The sequence below is a fragment of the Phytomonospora sp. NPDC050363 genome (assembly GCF_040655735.1).
GTDB lineage: Bacteria > Actinomycetota > Actinomycetes > Mycobacteriales > Micromonosporaceae > Phytomonospora.
Genome location: NZ_JBFAKK010000014.1, coordinates 125,087 through 145,700, shown reverse-complemented (window position 1 = coordinate 145,700; position 20,614 = coordinate 125,087). Strand labels below are relative to the sequence as shown.

Sequence of the window (20,614 nt, the reverse complement as noted above, 5' to 3'; positions counted from 1 at the left end):
GCCTAGGCCTTGGTCGCGCCGCGCCGGCGCACGAGCCAGAACAGCCCGCCGCCGATCGCGAAGGTGATCACGACGCCGAGGACGCCGGAGAGGCCGGTCGAGACGAACTCGTTGTCGAGGCCCTTGATGCCGTAGTCGGCCAGGGGTCCGCCGACCTCGTGCTCGGCGGCGGCCTGCGCCATGCACTCGCCGCCGGTGATCTCGTCCTCGGCGTTGAAGGTGCAGCCCTCGCGGCTGACCGAGTCGAGGCCGTCGGGGTCGGCGGAGGCGAAGTTGCTGACCACGCCGGCCAGTACGAACGCGACCAGCAGGCCGCCGATGAGGAACGCGAACAGTTTCACCCGGGGCTTGGTCACGCCGCACTCTCCACAGTGGTCGCGCTGGGGCTGGTGATCCGGCGGCCGTGCAGCGCGTAGACCAGGTCGGGGCGGACCTTGGCCACGGCCAGGACCGTCACGGCGGTGATGACGCCCTCGCCGACGCCGATCAGGGCGTGCACGCCGACCATCGCGCCGGCGGCGGCGCCGAGCGACACGCCGTCGACCTCACCGCCGATGGCGTACTGGAGGACGAAGCCGAGGCTGCCGGCGACGACGCTGACGACGGCGGCGGCGAAGCCGGTGATCGCCACGCCCGTCGCGGTCTTCGGCAGGACCTTCAGCAGCAGCGCCAGGACGCCGTAGGTCAGGAAGGTGCCGATCAGCGCCATGTTGGTGATGTTGAGGCCGATGGCCGAGACACCGCCGTCGGCGAAGACCAGGGCCTGCACGATCAGCACGATCGCCACGCACAGAGCGCCGACCCACGGGCCGACCAGCATCGCGGCGAGCGCGCCGCCGAGGAGGTGGCCGCTGACGCCCGGCAGGACGGGGAAGTTGAGCATCTGGACGGCGAAGATGAACGCGGCCACGAGGCCGGCCATCGGCGCGAGGCGGTCGTCGAGGTCCCGTCGGCCCCGCAGCACGCACGCGATCATCCCGGCCAGGGCGATCGCGGCGAAGACGGCGGAGGTCGCGGGGTCGACGATGCCGTTCGATATGTGCATCGCCAGCGTGTCCATGGGGGTCCTTCCGTGCGGGGGCGACGAGAGCCTATGACGGATGCCCGGTTGTTGCAAATATTTGGCAAGAAGGCCGACAGTACCGCTCCCCAACGCGTAGCGTGCACCGTTCCGCCTCATCCGACCGCGCCTGGTTGATCCACCGTCGCCGGGTGTCCATGTCGGCGAGGCGACAGCGCGGGGCGGGGTTCACTGTCTCGTGGCAACTGCCGCAAAAAGGACTCCCACCGATAGCATGTTGCTCGATCCGGACACACCCGGAAACCCTCCTGTGATCTCTCACCACCCCCAGAAAGCAGGACTCCTCAGATGCGACACCACTTACGAGCGCACCGGCTGATCGCCGCGGGCGCCTCCCTCTTAATCGGTGCCACCGCGCTGGCCACGTTCTCCCAGAGCGCATCGGCCGATGACGGCGCGACGTCCACCCGCGACGCGATCCGCGCCGAGCTCGTCGAGACCGTCTCCCCTGAAATGGTGGACGCCCTCGGCGACCACTTCGGCTTCAACGCCGAGCAGGTCTACGACCGGCTGGCCACCGAGAGCATCGCCATGCGCGACCAGCCGTCGGTCGCCCTCACCCTCGACAAGGCCTTCGGCGGCCTGTGGATCGGCTCCGGCGTCAACGAGGTCTACGTCGCGGTCACCGACACCGCCCGCATGGGCGAGGTGACGGCCTACGGCTACATCCCGACGCTCGTCGGTTACAACGCCAAGCAGCTCACCGGCTTCCAGAAGACCCTCGACGCGGCCAAGGGCGCCCCGAAGGGCGTCACCGGCTGGCACGTCGACGTCACCACCAACACCGTCGTGCTGCTCGCCAAGCCCGGCACGGCCGCCAAGGCCCGCGCCTGGGCGCTCGGCAAGGGCGTTCCCGCCGACGTCGTGCGCGTCGAGACGACCACCGCCAGCCCGCGGCCCTACGCCGACATCGTCGGCGGAACCGCGTACTACATCGGTGGCTCCTCGCGCTGCTCGGTCGGTTTCTCCGTGACGCACCCCAGCCGCGGAGCGGGCTTCGTCACCGCCGGCCACTGCGGCAGCACCGGCGCCTCGGTCACCAGCGGAACCGGCGCCGTCGGCAGCTTCATCGTGTCGTCCTTCCCGGGTAACGACTACGCCTACGTCGACGCCGCCTCCAGCTGGACCGCCACCCCGCGCGTGCAGGGCCACAGCCAGCAGGTCGCCAACGCCAACGTGGCGCCCGTCGGTTCCTCCATCTGCCGTTCGGGTTCGACGACCGGCTACCACTGCGGTTCCGTGCAGCAGCTCAACACCTCGGTCACCTACCCGCAGGGCACCGTCTCCGGCGTGACGCGCACCAACGTGTGCGCCGAGCCCGGCGACTCCGGCGGCTCCTTCATCTCCGGCGCCAGCGCGCAGGGCATGACCTCCGGCGGATCCGGCAACTGCTCCTCGGGTGGCACGACCTACTTCCAGCCGGTCGGCGAGGCCGTCTCGGCCTCCGGCACCACGCTGACCACCACCAGCGGCCCCGGGCCCGGCCCGCAGTGCGGCAGCCACCCGAACAACTACACCGGCAGCCTCGCCTCCAACGGCAACGCCTACCAGCCCACCGGCGGTTCCTACACGTCGTCGACCTCCGGAACCCACTCCGCGTGCCTCGCGGGCCCCTCCGGCACCGACTTCGACCTGTACCTCCAGAAGCTGTCCGGCTCCACCTGGACCACCGTGGCCAGCTCCACCAGCCCCGGTAACCAGGAGACCGTCAGCTACAACGGCACCGCCGGCACCTACCGGTACCGCGTCCACGCCTACAGCGGCTCCGGCACCTACGCGCTCGGCCTGACCAAGCCCGCGTAACACGCACAACGCACGACCACGGCCCTGCCCGGCCGAACACCGCCGGGTAGGGTCGTTTTCGTGACCGTACGGCTTGAACCGGGAGACACCGCCCCGGACTTCACCCTGCCCACCGACTCCGGCGAGACCGTGAGCCTGTCGTCCCTCAAAGGACGCAAGGTGATCCTCTACGCCTACCCCAACGCCATGACCCCCGGCTGCACCAAGCAGGCCTGCGACTTCCGCGACTCCCTCGACTCGCTCAAGGCCGCCGGATACGAGGTCCTCGGCATCTCCCCGAACACGCCCGACAAGCTCGCCAAGTTCGTCGAACGCGACGGCCTCACCTTCCCCCTCCTGTCCGACGAGGACAAGAGCGTGCTGACCGCCTACGGCGCCTTCGGGGAGAAGAAGAACTACGGCAAGGTCGTGCAGGGCGTCATCCGCTCCACCTTCGTCATCGACGAGGAAGGCCTCATCAGCCAGGCGCAGTACAACGTCCGCGCCACCGGGCACGTCGCCAAACTCCGCCGGGATCTTGGCCTCGACTAGAATGAACCACCGCGTGGGGCGCCGCTCCACGCGCACGCGTGAGTGGCGGAATTGGCAGACGCGCTGGATTTAGGTTCCAGTGTCCTCGGACGTGCGGGTTCAAGTCCCGCCTCGCGCACTGCTCTCCATGGTGCGGCTTCGCCGCGCTGGGGGGAGACTTCGTCTCCACCCCAGACCCCCCTCTGGGTGGGTGTGGCGGGGTGGGGTGCCCGGCCGGAGCAGGTTGCCTGCCGGCACTAGGCGCACGCGCAAAGCGGCTCGTGATGAGGCCACTGCCTCACCCGCGCGAGGGGCGAACTGATCGCCAACGAGCTCACACGGCGGAGGCGCAGCCGGCTTCGAGAGCCTCGGCGACGAGTGCTTCGGGGAGCCGCGATCTACGCGCGGGGCGGATGCATCGTGCCTGGTGAACCGGTGTTGGTGGTCATCTGGTCGCTAGGTTGGTGGTCATCTGGTCGCTAGGTTGGTGGTCATTTGGTCGCTGGGTTCGTGGTCATCCGGTCGCTGGGCCGGCGCCACCTTGTCCCCCGAGCAGTTCCCAGCGGTCGACCCATTCCCCGTCCTCCAGCGTGAAGCCGCCGCCGTCGTCGAGCAGGGCCTCGCGGCTGACGACGTGGAACACGGGGTCCCCGCGCAGGTCGGCCAGGACGGCGGCGTGGGCGGTGTCCTCCTTCACCGCGCGGCGGCATTCCCAGAGGAAATCGCCGGGGCGCGTCTTGGGGCTGGCGTGGACGAACACGCGGATCGTGGCCCGCCGACGTGAAGTCGGCGTTGTCCGCCCGGGCCGTCGACGATCTCGGCGGTGAGCCGTCCGCGGGCGATGGCGGCGGCTGCGGCGAGGTGGGTGCCGATCTGGTGGATCTGGTGGGGTCGCAGGCCTTCGAGGTTCATGCGGGCGCCTCCGAAGTGGACGGTGTCCCATGCTCGTCGCTCGCCGGGCGCGGCCGCAAGGGCTGGAGGGGGCGAAGGTGGTGGCGGGAACGGTGCGCGCGGCGGACCCTTGCCGCCCTTCCCCGTTCTCACGCGGCTCGCCGCGTCCTTGCGGGTGCGTCTTCTCGTCCGGTTCGGCCGGTCCGACGAATGCCTGCCGGAGCTGCGCGTACCTGCGGCCGGGTGAACGGTCGCAGGTCACCGGGTCAGGTGGTCACCCGACCGCGAGCAGCCGCTCCTCGACCCTCCTCGCCGCCCCCACCACCGCCGCCGCGAACCGCGCCCGCTCGGGTGCGTCGAAGGCGAAAGCCGCCCGCCGCCGCGTGTACCCGATCGTGACGCCGTACTGGGGGTCGGCGATGCCGTCGGCTCCGGCGGAGCCGGTGTGGCCGAAGGCGCGGGCGCTCAGGAAGGGGTGCATCAATCCCTTGGCCTCGAAGCCGAGGGCGAACTGCGAGCCCTCCCCGGTCACGAGGTTGGGACCGGTGGAGTGGACCATGGTGAACTCGTCGAGGGTCTCGGGCCTCAGCAACGGCGCACGGCCGTCGACCTCGCCGATCGCGGCGGCGTAGAGCTTCGCGATGCCCCGGGCCGACCCGACGGCCCCGGCGGAGGCGGGTCCCGCCTCGCGGACGATGCGCGCGTTGGGGAAGGTCATCACGGTCTGCGGGGTGAATCCGCGCGAACCGAGGTTGTATCCGAGCCCGGCGATCCCGTCCGGGTTGGGCGAGTACGCGGCGAAGGCAGCCTCCTGCTCGTCCGTGGCCAGCCAGGGCAGGATGTCGCGGTAGCGCGGTTCCAGCTCCTGCGGCAGGCCGAGGTGGAAGTCGAGGGAGAAGGGCTCGCGCACGCGTTCGGCGTAGACCTCCTGGATCGTGCGCCCGGTCGCGCGGCGGACCACCTCGTTCAGGATCGCGCCGACGGTGAACCCGGCGTAACCGTGGGCGGTGCCGGGCCGCCACAGCGGCGCCTCTTCCGCGAGGCGCTGGGCGAGGCGGCGCTCGTCGACGAGTTCCTCGACGGTGAAACCGCCCGGCACGCCGATCACGCCGCTGCGGTGGGCCATGACGTCGCGGACGGTGATCGCGGACTTCCCCGCGTGCCCGAACTCGGGCCACGACTCGGCGACGGCCCGGTCGAGCTCGATCACACCGTCCTGCCGCAGCAGCGCCATCACCAGGCCGGTGGCTCCCTTGGTGACCGAGTGGAGCCCGGTGAGGGTGTCGCCGTCGATCCCGTCACCGGCCCACAGGTCGACGACGAGGCGACCGCGATGGCAGGCGGCGAGCTGCGAGCCGGTCTGTCCGTCGGTCTCCTCGACGAAGGCGGCGAACTCGTCGCGGACGGACTCGAATCCGGCCGCGACGGTTCCGTTGACGTGATGGGCGTCCATGGGTTTCCTTCCCGTTGCCGACGTTTCGCCGCCTTGACGAATCGAGCGGTGCGAATGTGACCGCCGATCGTCCGGGCCCGGCCGTGAGCCGCGTCATACGGCGGGCAACGGGATGCCCCCTAAGCCCAGCCCCACCAGGAACCGCGTCACCCCTCCGACGCGCTCCCCCGCCAGCGTCAGCACCACCACTCCCGCCGGCACTTTCGCCTCCCCCTCCCTCACGTGGAAACACGCGAACGCCGGTGCGCCGTTCGCCCGCGTCGGCACCAGCTCCACCGTGGCGTGCGCGGACCAGCTCGCCCGCAGGAACCCGGCGATCGCCTCATGCCCGTGGTACTCGTGCGGCGCCGGCGGCATCGCCAGCCAGGCGTCGTCCGACAGCAGCGCCACGACCCCGTCGACGTCCCCGGAGCCGTATGCCTCGGCGAAGCGGCGGGCGAGGTCCCGTTCGGCGTCGGAACCCGGTGTCGGGCCGGTCTCTCGGCGAGGGCCGGCGGAGGCCCGCGCGCGCTGGAGGAGGCCCTTCGCCGAGGTGGCACCGACCGAGATCATGTCGGCGGCCTCGGCGGTCGAATAGCCCAGCACGTCGCACAGGAGCAGCACCGCCGCCTGTCGCGGGGGCAGCCGCTGGACGGCGGCGACGAAGGCGAGTTCGACCGACTCGCGCAGCTCGTAGCGTGCGGCGGGGCCGGGCGTGCCGTCGAGCAGCGCGTCGGGGAAGGGCTGGAACCAGGTCACGTCGCCCTTCGCCGAGGGTTCGGGCGGCGCGAAGGGCGGCACGGGCTCGGGAGGCGGGACCCGCCGCTTGCCGTCGCGGATGGCGTTGAGGCAGCGGTTGGTGGCGATCCGGTACAGCCACGTCCGCAGCGACGAGCGTCCCTCGAACCCGGCGATCCCACGCCACGCCGCCGTCAGGGTCTCCTGGAGCAGGTCCTCGGCGTCGGTGAGCGACCCGAGCATGCGGTAGCAGTGCGCCCGCAGTTCCCGCCGGTGCGGTTCGACGAGGTCGGCGAAGGCCCGCTGGTCACCGGCGCGCGCGAGGTCGAGGACGGTTCGGCTCACCCCGCCAGTCTCGCACCGTTCCGATGACCCCGCCGGTGGTGTCCATACCGTTGAGAGAGAGGAAAGACCATGACCGACAGTCCGGCCCTGCGCACCGCGCTGGCCTACCACCACGCCTGGACCGGCGGCGACTTCGAGCTGGCCATGACCCACGTCTGCGACGACATCGTGTGCCTCGCACCATCCGGGCGCCTCGACGGAGCCGCGGCCTTCCGCCAGTTCATGGGGCCCTTCGCGCAGATCGCCACGCGCGTCGAGCTCCTCGCCGCCTTCGGCGACGACACCACGGCGGTCGTCATGTACGACACCGACACCGTCCCGGTGAAGGACGCGCCGGGAGCCGAGTGCGTGACCGTCACCGACGGGAAGATCACGTGGATGCGGATCGTCTTCGACCGCGTGCCCTTCGAGCAGGCGCGGTCCGCGTGAAGGCGCGCCCGCCCGGTCGCGACGGCCGGGCGGGCACAGCCGGGCCGGCCCCTAGGGCGCCTGCCGGAAACCGATCTGGCGAAAGAGGCGTTCCAGGTACTCGCGGGCCTCGGCGGGCGTGGGGGCGTCCTGGCTGAGCAGCAGGAACTGCGTGATCGCGCCGTTCATCATGTCGATCAGCATGTCGAGGTCGGCCTCGGGCGGCAGGACGCCCGCGTCGCGAGCGCGGCGCAGGGTCGCGAGGGCGCGCTCGCGACGTGGCTTGAGGTGGTGTTCGCGGTAGGCCGCCAGGAGTCGCGGATGGTCGGGCCCGGCGCCGAGCAGGCGGGCGGACAGGACGCGCAGTCGCGGGTGGGTCAGCGCCTCGCTCCACTGCGGAAGCAGCCGGTCGATGATGCCCGGCAGGTCCTCGGCGGGCCTGTCGGTCTCGTCGGCCGCCGGGATCTTCTCGCGCGCCGCCTCGATCGCGTCGGCGAGCAGGTCCTCCTTGGACGACCAGCGCCGGTAGACGGTGACCTTGGCGACGTCGGCGCGCTTGGCTATCCGGTCGATGCTCGCGCCCGCGACGCCTTGTTCGATGAGGACTTCCAGCGCGGCCCGCAGGATCGCGGTGTCGGCGGCCGGATCGCGGGGCCTCCCCGGGCCCGAAGGCTGTTCGCGTTTGCTGCTCATACCGTTTCCCTGGTCCGCAGTGTGCCGGTCAGCCAGGTTCGCAGACCGGCCGGATCCTCGCCGCGCCAGGCGAGGTGGCCGTCGGGCCGCACCAGCATCGGGGAGCCGGTCGCGTCCGGACTCCGCAGGACCGCGACGTCGCCCAGGCCGTGTCGGGCCGCCTCGGCCAGCTCGGGACGTTCCCCGTCGGCGAGCAGCGCCCAGGCCGGCCCCAGCGAGCTGTACAGGCTGGTCGGTGCACCGTCGACATCGAAACAGGCCCGGTCGGGGATCCGGTCGCCGGGGCGGGGACCCGGTCCCCGTCCGCCCAGCGGGCCGCCGCGGTAGGTGACCCACAGCTGCGAGGCTCGCCTGGTCGCCTGCCGCTGCACCGAGGCCAGGTTGAGCACCGGCAGCAGCAGCCGGTCGCGTACGAGGCGGGTCAGCGGCGTCGCGCCGGCCAGGAGCCGCGTGTTGGCGGTGGTGGTGCGCAGGACCTCTTCGGCCAGGGGGCGCCGCTCGGGCGTGTAGGTGTCGAGCAGTGCCTCGTCGGCGCGGCCGCCGGCGACCATGGCGAGCTTCCAGGCGAGGTTCTCGGCGTCGCCCATGCCGGTGTTCATGCCCTGGCCGCCGATCGGGCTGTGGATGTGCGCGGCGTCCCCGGCCAGCAGGACGCGCGCGTTCCGGTAGCTCTCGGCGAGCCGGCGCTGGATCCGGAACACCGAGGTCCACACGGTCTCGCCGATCTCGATGTCGGTGACGCCGGCGCGTTCGCGCAGCAGATCGCGCAGGCGTCCGACGATCTGCCCGGCGCTCAGGTGCTCCCCGGTGTCGGGGACGTCGGCCATCAGTCGCCACAGGTCCCCGCGGCCGTCGGTGCCGCGCATCGGCATGGCCAACAGCATCCCGTCCGGGTGGAACCACCCGGCCGAGCCCGTCCGCCTCCGGTCCCATGCGGCGTGCACGTCGGCCAGCAGGAAGCGTTCGGCCACCGGCACGCCGGGAAATCCGATGCCGGCCAGTTCCCGCACGGCGCTTCGTGATCCGTCGCATCCGACGAGCCACGCCGTGCGCAGCGAGCCGCCGTCGGCGAACTCGACCGTGACGCCGTCGGCGTCCTGGACGGCTCCGACCACCTCGCGACCGCGCTCGACGGACCCGCCGAGGGCCTCGAACCGCAGCCGCAGCTGCGCCTCGATCTCGGCCTGCGAGATGAACAGCGCCTGCACCGGCTCGCGTGAGTCGGGCACGAAGCGCATGGTGGCGAGCTCGCGGCCCCGGGCGTACATCGTCATGCCGACCGGGCTCAGCGCACGCTCGTGCAGGTCGCCGAGCGCGCCGAGGCGGGTCAGCACCTCGACGCCCCGGGCGTGGAGAATGTTGGCGCGCGATGTCGGCGCGGGCGCCTCGGCCCGGTCCACGACCCGCACGGCGACTCCGTGCGCGGCGAGCGCGCATCCCAGCACCAGCCCGGAGGGGCCCGCGCCCACCACGACCACTTCGGTGTCCATGCGTCCTCCGAATTAGTAAACGCCATCGTTCACGTATATTAATAACACGGAGGCGGTGCCACGGCCACCCGGGCCGCGTTCGCCCAGAACGCCCTAAGACCCTTGCCGCCGCATCCCACCGAAGTCCCCGACGGGCCCGAGGTGGTCGAGCTTGTCGGGGTTGACGATCGCCCGCACGCCGGTGATGCGCCCGTCGGCGATCTCGACCGCCCACACCGCGAGCAGCCGCCCGGCGCCGTCGCGGAACACCGCGCCGGGACCGCCGTTGATCTCGACGTGCCCGATCGACACGCCCGGATGCCCCACACCCCAGCCGAAGCCGTCGATGAGCACCTGCGCGACCCGCGCGCGGCCGCGCAGCACGCCCGCGATCGTCGCGACCTTGCCGCCGCCGTCGCCGCTCATCTCGACGTCGTGGGCCAGCAGCGCCTCCAGCCCGGCGAGGTCGCCCTGCTCGGCGGCGGCGAAGAAGCGGCGGGCGAGCTCGTCGCGCTGTTCACGGGTGGTCTCGAAGCGCGGCCGGCGGTTCTCGACGTGGCGGCGGGCGCGGGCGGCAAGCTGGCGGACGTTGTCCTCGCTCTTGCCGACGATCTCGGTGATCTCGGGGTAGCGGTACCCGAAGACGTCGTGGAGGAGCAGCACCGCGCGCTGCTCGGGCGAGAGGCTCTCCAGAAGCACGAGCATGGCCAGCGACAGCGAGTCGGCCGTCTCGGCGTGGCGGGCGGGGTCGTCGCGGCCTTCGGTGATGAGCGGCTCGGGGAGCCACTCGCCGACGTAGCGCTCGCGACGGGCGCGGGCGGAGCGCAGCTCGTTGATGGCCAGGCGGGTGGTCACGGTCGTCACGAAGGCCGGCGGTGAGTCGATCCGCTCGCCCGCCTCCAGTGCCCGGTGGACGCGCAGCAGCGACTCCTGAACGACGTCCTCGGCCTCGGAGACGCTGCCGAGCATGCGGTAGGCGATCGCGAAGGAGACCGGCCGCAACTCGTCGAGGAGTTCTTCGCGGGCGGTCCGGTCGTGGCTTGCGGCGGACATGGTCGGCTCCTTCGCGCGGTCGGCGGTACCCCTACTCGACAAGGCGGCCGGTCTCCCTGTGACACCCGGAAGGGATTTAGTCTGCTCGCATGACCTCCGTCACCGTCACGATCGTCAATGCCTGCACGCGCGACGGGAGCGGCGGCAGCCCGACCGCCGTGCTGCGCGAGACGCCGATGACCGACGAGCGGCGCCGCCGCGTCCCGGTGCTGGCGGGGACCTCGCACGCCGTCTTCGTCGCCGCCGAGGGCGACCGGGTCTCGCTGCGCTTCTTCACCGCCGCCGGGGAGTTGCCCGCCTGCGGGCACGGGACCGTCGCCGCGCTGGCCTGGCTCGCCGACAACGAAGGCTGCGCGGGCTTCCAGGGCACGCTGGCGGCGGCCGGGCGCGAGTTCGGGGGCCTCGCCACGTGGAACGGCGACCACGCCGAGGCCTCCTTCGACGCCGGCCGCATCGGCCTGCGCGAGCCGGCCGCCGGCGAACGCGAAGCCGTCACGGCCGCCCTGGGCGCGGCCGACGGTGTCCTCACCGAAGGGATCGGCGTCGCCTCGATCGGCCGGGAGCGCCTGCTCGTCCCCGTCGCCGACCGCCACGCGCTCGCCGCGCTGGCACCCGACTTCGGGCTGCTCCGGGTCGCCTGCGACCGCTTCGGTCTGCTCGGCTGCTACGTCCACACCCCGCCGGACGGCACGGGCCGCCTCGCGGCGCGCATGTTCGCGCCCTCGATCGGCGTTCCCGAGGACATCGCCAACGCCAACAGCACCGCGTGCCTGGCCGCCCACCTCGCCGGAAGCGGCGTCGCGGCGATCGGTGTCGACATGGGCGACTCGCTCGGCAGCCCGGCGACGATCACCGCCGCCGTGACACCGCGTGGAGTCCGGCTGGGCGGTGCCGCGAGGATCGCGCGGACCCTCGATCCGCCCTAGTTCCCGGCGAAGAGCGCGGCGAGCGCCGCGGGGAAGGTCTCCCGCCTGGAGATGTAGCCGATGTGGTCGCCGGGCAGGTCGTTGACCGCCAGCCCGAGCCGGGCGCCGAGGACGATGTTCGGCCGGTAGGGGAAGTGGTCGCGGGAGTCCTCGCCGCCGGCGAGGACCAGCTTGTCGGCGACCGCCGCCAGCGGCTCCTCCTCGGGCGTCAGCCGCGGGTAGACGGTGAGCTCGTGTTCCAGGAAGAAGGGAAGGTTGGCCTCGACGCGTTCGAGCATCTCCCGCAGTTGCGCGGGCAGCTGATCGAGCCGCGGGCGCTCCTCGCCGGGAATCCCGATGCGCTCGTTGAACACGCGCATGGCCTTCTCGACACCTTCGGTGCGGTAGAGCTCGCGGACGCCGTCGAGGAACGCGAACAGTTCCTCCGCGTCGGGGAGGAGGCCGACGAGAGGCGGTTCGTGGGCGACGAGGACCCGCACGCGGGAGGGGTGGCGGGCGAGCAGGTGGAGGCCGACGACGGCGCCGGAGCTGCTGCCGAAGACGTGGGCCGGTTCGTCGCCGTGGGCGTCGATGAGCGCGAGAACGTCGGCGACGTCGGCGTCGAGGCGCGTGGCGGGGTCGACAGGTTCGTGGAGCCGGCTGCGCGAGTAGCCGCGCCGGTCGTAGGCGACGACGGTGTGGCGGTCGGCGAAGGCCGCCGCGAGCGGGGCATAGGGGGCGGCGTCGCCGTTGCCGCCGGGGATGAGCAGGAGGACCGGGCCGCTGCCGGTGGCCTCGAAGTGGAGGTCGGCGCCGGGTACTTCGAGGGTGCTCACGGTGTCTCCTGAAGGGGCCGGGTCCAGATGAGGGCGAGTTCGAGGAGGGCGCGGTCGACGTGTTCCTGGATGGAGGTCGGCGGGTCGGCGGCGAGCCAGCGGTCGGTGGCGATCTCGGTGGCGGTGGTGGCGGCGCCGGCGACGATGAGCGGGTACATGTCGTCGGGGCGGGTGCCGAGGCGTTCGGCGATCGCCTCGGCCAGCGCGTCGCGCATGAGGGCCTGCGCCTTGCGGTACTCGCCCTCCAGGGCGGGCTGGCCGGTGACGAGGCGGACGCCGTTGGTCCAGGAGGGGTCGGGGGCGCCTCCGTCGTCGCGGTACTCGGCGAGGAGGGCGGCGTGCAGGGCGGTCCAGAGGGGTTCGGCGGGCGGTCGTGCGCGCAGGGCGTCGCCGGTGCGCAGGGCGCGGTCGACGGCGAGGGCGCAGATGGCCTCGTACTTGCTGGAGAAGTAGTTGTTGAAGGTGCGCGGTGAGACGCCGGCGGCTTCGGCGATGTCGTCGACGAGGACGTTCTCCAGGCCGCGTTCGACGGCCAGGCGCATCGCGGCGATGCCGAGGGCCTGGCGGGTTGCCTGCTTCTTGCGTTCTCGGAGGCCTGCCATGGATCGAGCCTAACAGGACTTGCGCGACAGGCAAATATTCGGCACGCGCAATTATGCGGAGAGCGCACTTGTAGGTGACGCCAGGCGCGAACCAGGCGATATCGCCGTGGGCACGTACAGCTACTCTGGCGACGTGAGTAGACCCGATGGACGCGCCCCCGACGCTCTGCGTGATGTGACTTTCCGTCGCAACTGGACGGAGCACCCCGAAGGATCCGTGCTCGTCGAGTTCGGACAGACCCGAGTGCTCTGCACGGCGAGCGTGAGCGACGGCGTTCCGCGCTGGCGCCGCGGCTCCGGCCAGGGCGGCTGGGTCACCGCCGAGTACTCGATGCTCCCCCGCGCCACGCACACCCGCGGCGACCGCGAGAGCATCAAGGGCAAGATCGGCGGCCGCACGCACGAGATCAGCCGTCTCATCGGCCGCAGCCTGCGCGCGTGCGTCGACCTCAAGGCCCTCGGCGACCACACCATCACCCTCGACTGCGACGTCCTGCAGGCCGACGGCGGCACGCGCACCGCGGCCATCACCGGCGCCTACGTCGCCCTCCAGGACGCGATCACCTGGATCGGCACCCAGAAGAAGGTCCGCCGGCCCGAGAACGTCCTCAAGCGCTCCGTCGCCGCCGTCAGCGTCGGCATCATCGCCGGACAGGCGCGACTCGACCTCTGCTACAAGGAGGACGTGACCGCCGAGGTCGACATGAACGTCGTCTGCACCGGCGACGGCGAGTTCGTCGAGGTCCAGGGCACCGGCGAGGACAACGTCTTCGACCGCGCCGCGCTCGACGCCATGCTCGACCTGGCCGCCAAGGGCTGCAAGGACCTCACGGGCATGCAGGTGAAGGCGCTGCTGTCGTGAAGGTGCTCCTCGCCAGTCGCAACGCCAAGAAGCTCACCGAACTGCGCCGGATCCTCGCCGCGACCGCGCCGACGGTCGAACTGGTCGGCCTCGACGACGTGCCGGCCTTCCCGGACACGCCCGAGACCGAGCTCAGCTTCGCGGGGAACGCCCTGCTCAAGGCCCGCGACGGGGTCCGCAACAGCGGGCTGCCGACGATGGCCGACGACTCCGGGCTGACCGTCGACGCGCTCAACGGCATGCCGGGAGTGTTCTCGGCGCGCTGGTCGGGCAAACACGGTGACGACGCCGCCAACCTCGACCTGATGCTCGCCCAGATCGCCGATGTCCCCGACGAGCACCGCGGCGGGGCCTTCGTGTGCGCGGCGGCCTTCGCGCACCCCGACGGGTCCGAGATCGTCGCGATGGGCGAGCTGCGCGGCACGGTCCTGCGCGAGCGGCGCGGAACCGGCGGCTTCGGGTACGACCCGGTGTTCGTCCCCGAAGGACACGAGCGGACCACCGCCGAGCTGACTCCACAGGAGAAGGACGCGCTCAGCCACCGCGGCCGCGCTTTCCGCGACCTGGCCGCCCGTATCGTCCCCTCCTGACCGATGCGCGAATGTCGCCGCCCGCACACCGGGGGTGATGCTCGCCGACTGGACGGCGGCGGGATGCCAACGCGGACTATTCTCGCTTGGTGATGTCGGCGGGATGGGTGTATCTGGTGGCCATGATCGTCACCTACGGGCTGGCGAACTTCCTCCAGGCCATCGCCGCGCACAAGGTCAGTGAGCACAAGTCCTTCCACCCCCGGCTGCTTCTGGAGCTGGCGGTGCACCGGGTGTACCTGGCCGGCATCGGCTGCCAGATCCTCGGCTTCGTGCTGGCCTTCATGGCCCGCCGGGACCTGCCGCTGTTCCTGGTGCAGGCCAGCGTCGCGGCCGGGATCGGGATCACGGCCGTGCTCGGCGTGGTGTTCTTGAAGTGGCGGCTGCCGAAGTCGGAGATCTCGCTGCTGGTGCTGCTGTCCTTCGGGATCGTCGCCCTGGTGATCTCGGCCGAGCCCTCGCCCTCGGACCAGCTGACGCCGGCGGCGGTGATCGCGCTCGTCGTGATCCTCGTCGGGCTCGCCGTGGCGGGAGTCTTCACCGCGCGGCTGAAGGGCGTCACCGGGTCGGTGGCCCTCGGCGGACTGGCCGGGCTGGCCTTCGGCGCCGCGGCCGTGGCGTCGCGGCCCCTGTCGAACATCCTCGACGTGCAGGCGTTCGTGACCGACCCGCTGCTCTACCTGATGATCATCTACTCGCTGACCGGCCAGCTGCTGCTCGCCCTGGCGATGCAGCGCGGCAGCACCACCGCCGCCGTGGCATCGATGGACGCCGCGTTCGCCGCGCCGGCCGCCGCCGTCGGCCTGCTCCTGCTGGGCGACCAGATCGCCGCGGGACGCGAATGGCTCGCCGGCGTCGGATTCCTCGTCACCCTCGGGTCCGTGCTGGCGCTGACGCGCTACGCCGAGCCGCAGGAGCAGCAGCCGCGGGAGACGTCCCCGCGAGCGCTGGAGCCCGCGGGGACGGCCGCGCCGGGCCGGGTGGGTCCCCCGGCCCGGGACAGTGTCTAGATCGCCGGCGGGGGCGGCGGGTTGTTGCGAGGGTCGTCGCGAGGGTTGTCGCGCAGATAGTCGTCGATGGCCGTCGAGCCGGTCGAGTTGGCCTCCAGGCGCTTGCGGTTCGAGCGGCGCTTGACGATCACCACGACGACGATCACCAGCGCGATGAGGATGCACAGGCACGGCAGGCCGATGGCGAGGATGAAGAAGCCGACGCCGGCCAGCATCGCCCCGCCCCAGGGCATCTCGCCGAGGCCGTAGGTCGCGATCTCCCCGTCGCTCTGCTCGCACATCAGCGCGTGGTCGCCGGTCGACGAGGCCGTGGCCGTGTAGACGGCGCGCCACATGCGGTTGGCGCCCTGGTCGGGGAGCATGATCTCCTCGGTGACCTTCTCCAAGGTCACCGCCGGGCCGCCGGTGCACACGGTGTTGTTGGGCGGGATCGAGGTGTTGGAGTTGACGTCGAAGGGCAGCTGGACGTAGATGACCTGCTCGTTGGTGCTGGTGAACTGGACCGAGGAGAGCTCACCGGAGGGGAAGGTCTTCCCGCTGTCGGGGAGGGCCCCGGAGAAGATCTTGCCCGTGAGCAGGATCGCCCCGCAGCCCAGCACGACGCCGAGGACGGCGAGGACGGCCGCGATCCAGTACCAACGCTTCTTCGGCGTGACGTCTGCCGGTGACACCGGCCCGTTTCGCTGTTCGCTCATGGCTCGATCATGGCGGTCGAAGGGGTAGAGAACAGGCCAAACCGCCCAGCCGGACCCCCGATTTGTCGATCAACGGCGCCCGGGGTATGGTTTGCAAGCACCAAGCGAGAAGGTAGCAAAACGGCGCGGGGTGGAGCAGTTCGGTAGCTCGCTGGGCTCATAACCCAGAGGTCACAGGTTCAAATCCTGTCCCCGCTACCAAGTGAAAGACCCCCGGATCTGATGATCCGGGGGTCTTTTCTATGCCCTCGTGTAACCAGATCGGTAACCAGGCGAGCCTAGGCGGGGGCGTCCTTGGGCGTTTCCCACCCGTCGCCGAAGATCGCTCCGGCGACTTTCGCGGCGGCGTCCTTGTCACGACCGGTTGAGCGGTGCGTGTAGATCTGGAGGGTGTAGGCCATGTTGGCGTGGCCGATTCGGTCGGCGAGGATCTTCGGGTCGACACCTTCGTCCAGTGCGAGGGTGGCGTAGGTGTGGCGTACGTCGTGCAGCCGGATTAGAGGTACGCCGGCGCGGTCTACGAGTCGGTTGAACCGGCGGGTCACGGTGTCGGCGTGGATGGGGCGGCCGTCGTCATGGCACATGAGCTTGCCCGCCGGGTGGTACCCCGAACCGTGCGCGCGCTTCTCTTTGGCCAGCATGGCCACGTGCTTGCGGAGGTAGGCGACGGTGAAGGCATCGAGCGATACCGTCCGCCGTCCGGCCTCGCTCTTGCCGTCTTCGTCGATCGTCTTGCCGTCGACCACGACGCGGGTGTCTCCGAACTCATGCGTCCCGGCATCGAGGTCAAGCAACGCTGTTTCAGCCCCTGCCAGTTCGGACCGGCGCGCACCCGTCGTCGCGGCCAGCACCCACATCCCCGCGTCCCGGTCGGTAACTGCGACGCGCAGCCACGCGAGCAGCTGCTCTTGAGTCCATGTGGCGCCCTTGCGTCGCTGTCCCCTCCCCTTGCGCTTCTCTCGCGGGAGGCTCGCCGACGCGGCGGCGTTGCGCTCTACGTAGTCCCACGCGACGGCGTCAGCTAGGGCGCGATGAAACATCCGGTGGACGTTCTTGACCGTCTTCGGTGCGAGACCAGGCGACTTGGTCAGCGGCAGTCTTCCCCGCCGGTATCGCAGGACGGCATGTCGAGCGGCGTAGATCGAGACCTTGCAGTGCTCGGCGATCTCCTTCGGCTTCGGGTCGACGCCTGCGACACGACGTGTCTTCCAGTAGTCGTACATCAGGCTGTTGGTGTCGGTCTTCTTCCGGCCGCTGGCCAGCAGGTGCCGGTAGAAGGCGTTGAGCGTCGGAACGTCGATGTCCTGCAAGCGACGCTCACCGAGCACGGGGAAGACGTACGCCTTCAGGTAGTCGGAGTAGTTCGTGTACGTCGACGGCTTGATCGCCTCACGCACGGCTTCCAGCCACTCGGCATAGAACTGCTGAACGGTGATCTTGGACGGTGAGACACGGCGGCCGGCGTCGACGGCGGCCTTCGCCTTGAGCGCAGCCGTCCACGCTTCATCTTCGGTCGCGAATCCGCTCTTGCGTTCCTGCGGGCGCTTGCCGGTCAGGGGGTCCGGCGCCAGGTCGACGGAGTAGGCCCACTTCTGCCCACGGGCGTACACGAACACGCCCGTGGGCTTGCCCTTCGGCTTGGTCACTGCGAGGCCTTTCCGGTGGGATCGAACAGGTAGCGGATCTGTGCGGTGATCACATACACCCGCCCACCGAAGCGCTGTACGGGAAGTTCACCAGCTTCCGCGTAGCGGTAGGCCGACGCCCGGCTCAAGCCGAGCAGCTCGGCCGCTTTCGGGACGGGCAGGAGCGGCGGCAGAGCATTGAGGTCTACGGCGATGGTCATGGCGGTTCCTCCCCGGGTACCGGCGGTGGGCGTGTGCTGGTCAGTGCTGGCTGAAACAGGTGGGGGGCCGTGTCGACGAGGGTCGGCGCCTGCGCGCGGTGGCGGCACACTGAGCGGGCCACAGGAAACGCCCTGAGAGGCCCGTAGAGCGCCTTTCGTGCTCACCTGGGTATTTGAGTAAGGGTATGAGCTGAAATCAGCGGGTTTCATCGTGCGTCACCGCCGATCAGCCACCCGCCGCGACCGGATGTGTCCGCGTTCGATGACTGTCCGTAGGGGGACACGCCCGTGATCTTGTCCCCTTGCGTTTCCGCAGGTAGCGAACCTGAGGGGGACATGGGGGACACGGGGGACACGGGGGGTGTCCCCCTCGTGGTGTCCCCCTGCCCGGGTGCGGTCGGCAGGTTGTAGCGGGTGCGCGCGTCGACGCTCAACACGCCGTCGTCGACCATGCGGCGGCAGGTCTTCTTGATGTTGGAGTAGTCGACGCCGGTCGCGTCGGCGATCGCTTTCGGGCCGGTGGCGCCGTTCGCGCGCAGGTGCCGCAGGATCGCCGCGCGGGTGTCGGTCGTGGTGTGCTCGGCGACCGGGCCGTCCAGGAGTGTCCAGTGCCCGGTCTCGGAGTCGAAGGACATGGCGTGCTCGGCTTCGTCGACGTCGCGACCGGTCACGTGCAAGACCCCGTCAGCCTGCCCGCGTGCGCGGGTGAGAACGATCGTCGCGTCAGCCGACCCGGCCAGGCCGTTGGTGCCGGAGACCTGCTGTAGGAAGTCCTCCGACGCGGCTTTGCGCACGTGGTGAATGAGCACGATCGCGATGGCGTAGCGGTCGGCGATCCGCTTGACGCGGTTGATCGCGGCGTAATCGGCGTCGTAGGCCGACGACCCCGGGACGGCGTTCGGGCGCATCTTGGCGAACACGTCGATGATGACCATGCGCGCGCTCGGGTTGTCCTCGATCCAACGCACGATCGCCTCATCACCGCCCTGTCCCAGCGGCGCGCACTGCGTTACCAGCGTCAACCCAGCCGGGGCGGACTCGACACCGAGCAGCTTGCGGGCACGGCTCTTGAGACGGCGGGCGGTGTCTTCCAGCGCCAGGTACAGCACCGGCCCGGCTTGAGCGTTCAGTCGCCCGAACACGCGACGGCCGGCCGCAACACAGATCGCCATGTCCAGCGACGCCCACGACTTGCCGACCTTCGGCGGCCCGGTGAACAGGGTCACGCCCTCACAGATCAGCCCGTCAACGGCCCACTTCGGCGGCGCGAACTCCGTGACCATCAGCTCATCAAGGGTCCACGCCACCCGCCTCACCGGTGTGGTGTCGGTGCACTCCTGGTCGGTCGGGACGGCGCGCAGACGACGAACCGCCTCGCCCTGGTCGCCGCGCTCGATGTCGCTCCAGTCGTGGGCGCTCATGCCGGCACTCCCGTCGTGATCGTGCGCGGGCGCTGCGCGCCGTAGCGGAACCCCGAACGGATCGACGAACGCACATCGCAGGCCTTGACGCCTGCGGCAAGACCGGCGCTCCACAGCGCGTCATGCGCATCTGTTTCAGCCAGCGAACCGCCCGCGACCAGCCGCCCCAAGGTGATCGCGGCGTAGAACACCGCGTGCTTACGGCCGTCCCCGGCTTCCCCGGCCGCCGCGATGTGGTCGACGCTGCCTTGCACGGCCGTGGCAAGGAACCGGGCAACCCGGTCCCCCTCGATACGCACCGGCGGCGGGGGCGGCGGCAACGGCGCAGGCGTCATCGCCGTGACCAGCCATCCGGGAAGCGGCGCCGGATCCCGGTCGTAGACGGTCGTGTAGGTGCTGCTGTCGGCAAGGGTCGTTCCGGCGGCGACGACGTAGCCGCCGTTCGCGCGGGTGTCGACCAGCGGCCCGAGCCCTTGCCCCTTGTCGCCGCTGGTGTTGCGCAGGTCCGCGCCGTCAGGCGCCTGGTAGTAGAGGTGAGTACCGCCGGAGGCGGTGCCGGTCGTGTAGGTATCCAGCGGTACCGCCTGCCCGGCGCGTTCGCACACGGTCGTGAACACGTCGGCGCCGTCAACCACACCGGCCAGCAACCACGCCGCAGGCCACTCGAAACCCGGCTTGGGCTGGTCAAGGTCGACCACGACCAGACCCGAAGGGCCGCAAGCGATGCCGACGCCATAAGCGCCGGTCGACCAGCATCGCGTGATCCGGTCGACGTTGGTCGTCGCGCGCTGCTCCCACGACCGGACGGCCGGGCGCTTGGCACCGGGGACCAGCGGGAAGACCGACCAGCCACGATCAGCGGCGGCCAGGGCGGCCGTGAGCAGCGGCGGGCGGGTGATGGTGGCGGTCATCGGCTCGTCTCCTTCGTCAGTGGTGAGCAGGTGATGCACTCCCCCAAGCTCGGCGGGATGCGGTAGGCGCGGACCTGGCCGCAGGTGGCGCAGGTGCGCAGCGCGGTCTCCGCGCGGGCCAGGGCGGCGCGCTGGCGGGCGGTCGCCGGTCGCTTCGTGGCGGCCAGGTCGACGCGGTAGAGGTCGGCGCGGCGGCGACCGTGGCGCCAGAGGATCTGTGCGGCGATCGGCTGACGCCCCGGGGTGAGGCCACGCCGCGCGAGTTGGCGGCGGGTCGCCAGTCCGGCTGGCGCCATCCGGTAGGGGTAGGTCGGCAGGCCGTAGACGTCGCCGTCGGGGTCGTAGAACGTCGCGGCGCTCATGACTGGCCGTCCCGGTATTCGCGGCGCAGGTACGTCCACACGCGGCGACCGATGCGCACCCGGCGACCGGTTCCGTTGCAGCGTGGGCAGTCGCGGAAGAACTTCCCCGATGGGGAGCGGCGCTTGCCCGCGCCGGAGCAGCGGCGGCAGG

General features: G+C 71.0%; 23 protein-coding genes and 2 tRNA genes. 9 read left to right on the top strand and 16 right to left on the bottom strand.

Annotated features, from left to right (window positions below; genetic code table 11):
• Window positions 1-2: 2 nt before the first annotated feature.
• Window positions 3-356: a PDGLE domain-containing protein gene (locus AB0I28_RS31600; protein ID WP_357499347.1), complete on the bottom strand. Its 354-nt coding sequence runs from the start codon at window positions 354-356 to the stop codon at window positions 3-5.
• Window positions 353-1,060 carry an energy-coupling factor ABC transporter permease gene (locus AB0I28_RS31595; protein WP_357499346.1) on the bottom strand — a complete coding sequence of 236 codons (708 nt, stop codon included), beginning with the start codon at window positions 1,058-1,060 and terminating at the stop codon, window positions 353-355. The genes AB0I28_RS31600 and AB0I28_RS31595 overlap by 4 nt, the downstream gene beginning before the upstream one ends.
• A gap of 309 nt (window positions 1,061-1,369) precedes the next feature.
• On the opposite strand from AB0I28_RS31595, the gene AB0I28_RS31590 reads away from it, so the two are divergent.
• The 3 genes from AB0I28_RS31590 to AB0I28_RS31580 all read left to right on the top strand — a co-directional run bounded on the left by AB0I28_RS31590 (window position 1,370) and on the right by AB0I28_RS31580 (window position 3,533).
• Window positions 1,370-2,884, top strand: coding sequence for a S1 family peptidase (locus AB0I28_RS31590; RefSeq protein WP_357499345.1), 1,515 nt, complete (start codon window positions 1,370-1,372; stop codon window positions 2,882-2,884).
• A gap of 60 nt (window positions 2,885-2,944) precedes the next feature.
• The gene (gene bcp / locus AB0I28_RS31585) at window positions 2,945-3,415 is read left to right on the top strand and encodes a thioredoxin-dependent thiol peroxidase (RefSeq protein WP_357499344.1); all 471 of its coding nucleotides are present in this window, start codon (window positions 2,945-2,947) and stop codon (window positions 3,413-3,415) included.
• A gap of 36 nt (window positions 3,416-3,451) precedes the next feature.
• Window positions 3,452-3,533: transfer RNA gene (locus AB0I28_RS31580), tRNA-Leu, on the top strand.
• A 375-nt stretch (window positions 3,534-3,908) separates the two neighbouring features.
• Here AB0I28_RS31580 and AB0I28_RS31575 read toward each other — a convergent pair.
• The 3 genes from AB0I28_RS31575 to AB0I28_RS31565 form a co-directional block, all read right to left on the bottom strand.
• Entirely contained in the window at window positions 3,909-4,154 is a 246-nt protein-coding gene (locus tag AB0I28_RS31575) for a hypothetical protein (RefSeq protein ID WP_357499343.1), read from the bottom strand.
• A 405-nt stretch (window positions 4,155-4,559) separates the two neighbouring features.
• Complete coding sequence (locus AB0I28_RS31570) at window positions 4,560-5,738, bottom strand: serine hydrolase domain-containing protein (RefSeq protein ID WP_357499342.1); 1,179 nt, start codon at window positions 5,736-5,738, stop codon at window positions 4,560-4,562.
• A gap of 93 nt (window positions 5,739-5,831) precedes the next feature.
• Window positions 5,832-6,800, bottom strand: coding sequence for an RNA polymerase subunit sigma-70 (locus AB0I28_RS31565; protein ID WP_357499341.1), 969 nt, complete (start codon window positions 6,798-6,800; stop codon window positions 5,832-5,834).
• 69 nt (window positions 6,801-6,869) lie between these two features.
• On the opposite strand from AB0I28_RS31565, the gene AB0I28_RS31560 reads away from it, so the two are divergent.
• On the top strand, window positions 6,870-7,229 hold the full coding sequence (locus tag AB0I28_RS31560) for a nuclear transport factor 2 family protein (RefSeq protein ID WP_357499340.1): 360 nt from the start codon (window positions 6,870-6,872) through the stop codon (window positions 7,227-7,229).
• Window positions 7,230-7,280: 51 nt separating this feature from the next.
• Here AB0I28_RS31560 and AB0I28_RS31555 read toward each other — a convergent pair whose 3' ends face one another.
• The 3 genes from AB0I28_RS31555 to sigJ form a co-directional block, all read right to left on the bottom strand.
• The gene (locus AB0I28_RS31555; RefSeq protein ID WP_357499339.1) at window positions 7,281-7,901 is read right to left on the bottom strand and encodes a TetR/AcrR family transcriptional regulator; all 621 of its coding nucleotides are present in this window, start codon (window positions 7,899-7,901) and stop codon (window positions 7,281-7,283) included.
• Window positions 7,898-9,391 carry an FAD-dependent monooxygenase gene (locus tag AB0I28_RS31550; protein WP_357499338.1) on the bottom strand — a complete coding sequence of 498 codons (1,494 nt, stop codon included), beginning with the start codon at window positions 9,389-9,391 and terminating at the stop codon, window positions 7,898-7,900. The genes AB0I28_RS31555 and AB0I28_RS31550 overlap by 4 nt, the downstream gene beginning before the upstream one ends.
• A 93-nt stretch (window positions 9,392-9,484) precedes the next feature.
• The gene (sigJ, locus tag AB0I28_RS31545; RefSeq protein WP_357499337.1) at window positions 9,485-10,423 is read right to left on the bottom strand and encodes an RNA polymerase sigma factor SigJ; all 939 of its coding nucleotides are present in this window, start codon (window positions 10,421-10,423) and stop codon (window positions 9,485-9,487) included.
• An 89-nt stretch (window positions 10,424-10,512) separates the two neighbouring features.
• Here sigJ and AB0I28_RS31540 point away from each other — a divergent pair, with 89 nt between their 5' ends.
• Window positions 10,513-11,349: a PhzF family phenazine biosynthesis isomerase gene (locus AB0I28_RS31540; RefSeq protein ID WP_357499336.1), complete on the top strand. Its 837-nt coding sequence runs from the start codon at window positions 10,513-10,515 to the stop codon at window positions 11,347-11,349.
• On the opposite strand, the gene AB0I28_RS31535 is transcribed toward AB0I28_RS31540, so the two are convergent.
• Both AB0I28_RS31535 and AB0I28_RS31530 read right to left on the bottom strand, forming a co-directional pair.
• The gene (locus tag AB0I28_RS31535) at window positions 11,346-12,164 is read right to left on the bottom strand and encodes an alpha/beta hydrolase (RefSeq protein ID WP_357499335.1); all 819 of its coding nucleotides are present in this window, start codon (window positions 12,162-12,164) and stop codon (window positions 11,346-11,348) included. The two genes, AB0I28_RS31540 and AB0I28_RS31535, sit on opposite strands and share 4 nt — an antisense overlap.
• On the bottom strand, window positions 12,161-12,766 hold the full coding sequence (locus AB0I28_RS31530) for a TetR/AcrR family transcriptional regulator (protein WP_357499334.1): 606 nt from the start codon (window positions 12,764-12,766) through the stop codon (window positions 12,161-12,163). Before AB0I28_RS31530 ends, AB0I28_RS31535 begins: the two co-directional genes overlap by 4 nt.
• Window positions 12,767-12,899: 133 nt before the next feature.
• Here AB0I28_RS31530 and rph point away from each other — a divergent pair, with 133 nt between their 5' ends.
• The 3 genes from rph to AB0I28_RS31515 all read left to right on the top strand — a co-directional run bounded on the left by rph (window position 12,900) and on the right by AB0I28_RS31515 (window position 15,228).
• Window positions 12,900-13,628: a ribonuclease PH gene (gene rph, locus AB0I28_RS31525; RefSeq protein WP_357499333.1), complete on the top strand. Its 729-nt coding sequence runs from the start codon at window positions 12,900-12,902 to the stop codon at window positions 13,626-13,628.
• A complete protein-coding gene (gene rdgB, locus AB0I28_RS31520) occupies window positions 13,625-14,218 on the top strand; it encodes an RdgB/HAM1 family non-canonical purine NTP pyrophosphatase (protein WP_357499332.1) in 594 nt (197 codons plus the stop codon). The genes rph and rdgB overlap by 4 nt, the downstream gene beginning before the upstream one ends.
• A 122-nt stretch (window positions 14,219-14,340) precedes the next feature.
• Window positions 14,341-15,228: a hypothetical protein gene (locus AB0I28_RS31515; protein WP_357499421.1), complete on the top strand. Its 888-nt coding sequence runs from the start codon at window positions 14,341-14,343 to the stop codon at window positions 15,226-15,228.
• Here AB0I28_RS31515 and AB0I28_RS31510 read toward each other — a convergent pair.
• Window positions 15,225-15,923, bottom strand: a complete 699-nt coding sequence (locus AB0I28_RS31510) for a hypothetical protein (RefSeq protein WP_357499331.1) — start codon at window positions 15,921-15,923, stop codon at window positions 15,225-15,227. The two genes, AB0I28_RS31515 and AB0I28_RS31510, sit on opposite strands and share 4 nt — an antisense overlap.
• Before the next feature lie 124 nt (window positions 15,924-16,047).
• Here AB0I28_RS31510 and AB0I28_RS31505 point away from each other — a divergent pair.
• Window positions 16,048-16,124 (top strand) — tRNA-Met (locus AB0I28_RS31505).
• 77 nt (window positions 16,125-16,201) lie between these two features.
• On the opposite strand, the gene AB0I28_RS31500 is transcribed toward AB0I28_RS31505, so the two are convergent.
• The 5 genes from AB0I28_RS31500 to AB0I28_RS31480 form a co-directional block, all read right to left on the bottom strand.
• Window positions 16,202-17,569 carry a tyrosine-type recombinase/integrase gene (locus AB0I28_RS31500; protein ID WP_357499330.1) on the bottom strand — a complete coding sequence of 456 codons (1,368 nt, stop codon included), beginning with the start codon at window positions 17,567-17,569 and terminating at the stop codon, window positions 16,202-16,204.
• Window positions 17,566-17,769: a helix-turn-helix domain-containing protein gene (locus AB0I28_RS31495; protein ID WP_357499329.1), complete on the bottom strand. Its 204-nt coding sequence runs from the start codon at window positions 17,767-17,769 to the stop codon at window positions 17,566-17,568. Before AB0I28_RS31495 ends, AB0I28_RS31500 begins: the two co-directional genes overlap by 4 nt.
• A 206-nt stretch (window positions 17,770-17,975) precedes the next feature.
• Window positions 17,976-19,190, bottom strand: a complete 1,215-nt coding sequence (locus tag AB0I28_RS31490) for an AAA family ATPase (protein ID WP_357499328.1) — start codon at window positions 19,188-19,190, stop codon at window positions 17,976-17,978.
• Window positions 19,187-20,101, bottom strand: a complete 915-nt coding sequence (locus tag AB0I28_RS31485; protein WP_357499327.1) for a bifunctional DNA primase/polymerase — start codon at window positions 20,099-20,101, stop codon at window positions 19,187-19,189. Before AB0I28_RS31485 ends, AB0I28_RS31490 begins: the two co-directional genes overlap by 4 nt.
• The gene (locus AB0I28_RS31480; protein ID WP_357499326.1) at window positions 20,098-20,463 is read right to left on the bottom strand and encodes an RRQRL motif-containing zinc-binding protein; all 366 of its coding nucleotides are present in this window, start codon (window positions 20,461-20,463) and stop codon (window positions 20,098-20,100) included. The genes AB0I28_RS31485 and AB0I28_RS31480 overlap by 4 nt, the downstream gene beginning before the upstream one ends.
• Window positions 20,464-20,614: the final 151 nt, after the last annotated feature.

What these genes read in the sequence shown, in the direction of transcription:
- AB0I28_RS31560 (WP_357499340.1), top strand. Translation starts at nt 6,870, where the DNA reads ATGACCGACAGTCCGGCCCTGCGCACCGCGCTGGCCTACCACCACGCC.
- AB0I28_RS31555 (WP_357499339.1), bottom strand. Translation starts at nt 7,901, where the DNA reads ATGAGCAGCAAACGCGAACAGCCTTCGGGCCCGGGGAGGCCCCGCGAT.
- AB0I28_RS31595 (WP_357499346.1), bottom strand. Translation starts at nt 1,060, where the DNA reads ATGGACACGCTGGCGATGCACATATCGAACGGCATCGTCGACCCCGCG.
- AB0I28_RS31485 (WP_357499327.1), bottom strand. Translation starts at nt 20,101, where the DNA reads ATGACCGCCACCATCACCCGCCCGCCGCTGCTCACGGCCGCCCTGGCC.
- AB0I28_RS31515 (WP_357499421.1), top strand. Translation starts at nt 14,341, where the DNA reads ATGATCGTCACCTACGGGCTGGCGAACTTCCTCCAGGCCATCGCCGCG.
- AB0I28_RS31510 (WP_357499331.1), bottom strand. Translation starts at nt 15,923, where the DNA reads ATGAGCGAACAGCGAAACGGGCCGGTGTCACCGGCAGACGTCACGCCG.
- AB0I28_RS31570 (WP_357499342.1), bottom strand. Translation starts at nt 5,738, where the DNA reads ATGGACGCCCATCACGTCAACGGAACCGTCGCGGCCGGATTCGAGTCC.
- AB0I28_RS31540 (WP_357499336.1), top strand. Translation starts at nt 10,513, where the DNA reads ATGACCTCCGTCACCGTCACGATCGTCAATGCCTGCACGCGCGACGGG.
- AB0I28_RS31480 (WP_357499326.1), bottom strand. Translation starts at nt 20,463, where the DNA reads ATGAGCGCCGCGACGTTCTACGACCCCGACGGCGACGTCTACGGCCTG.
- AB0I28_RS31495 (WP_357499329.1), bottom strand. Translation starts at nt 17,769, where the DNA reads ATGACCATCGCCGTAGACCTCAATGCTCTGCCGCCGCTCCTGCCCGTC.
- AB0I28_RS31590 (WP_357499345.1), top strand. Translation starts at nt 1,370, where the DNA reads ATGCGACACCACTTACGAGCGCACCGGCTGATCGCCGCGGGCGCCTCC.
- AB0I28_RS31550 (WP_357499338.1), bottom strand. Translation starts at nt 9,391, where the DNA reads ATGGACACCGAAGTGGTCGTGGTGGGCGCGGGCCCCTCCGGGCTGGTG.
- AB0I28_RS31490 (WP_357499328.1), bottom strand. Translation starts at nt 19,190, where the DNA reads ATGAGCGCCCACGACTGGAGCGACATCGAGCGCGGCGACCAGGGCGAG.
- sigJ (WP_357499337.1), bottom strand. Translation starts at nt 10,423, where the DNA reads ATGTCCGCCGCAAGCCACGACCGGACCGCCCGCGAAGAACTCCTCGAC.
- AB0I28_RS31530 (WP_357499334.1), bottom strand. Translation starts at nt 12,766, where the DNA reads ATGGCAGGCCTCCGAGAACGCAAGAAGCAGGCAACCCGCCAGGCCCTC.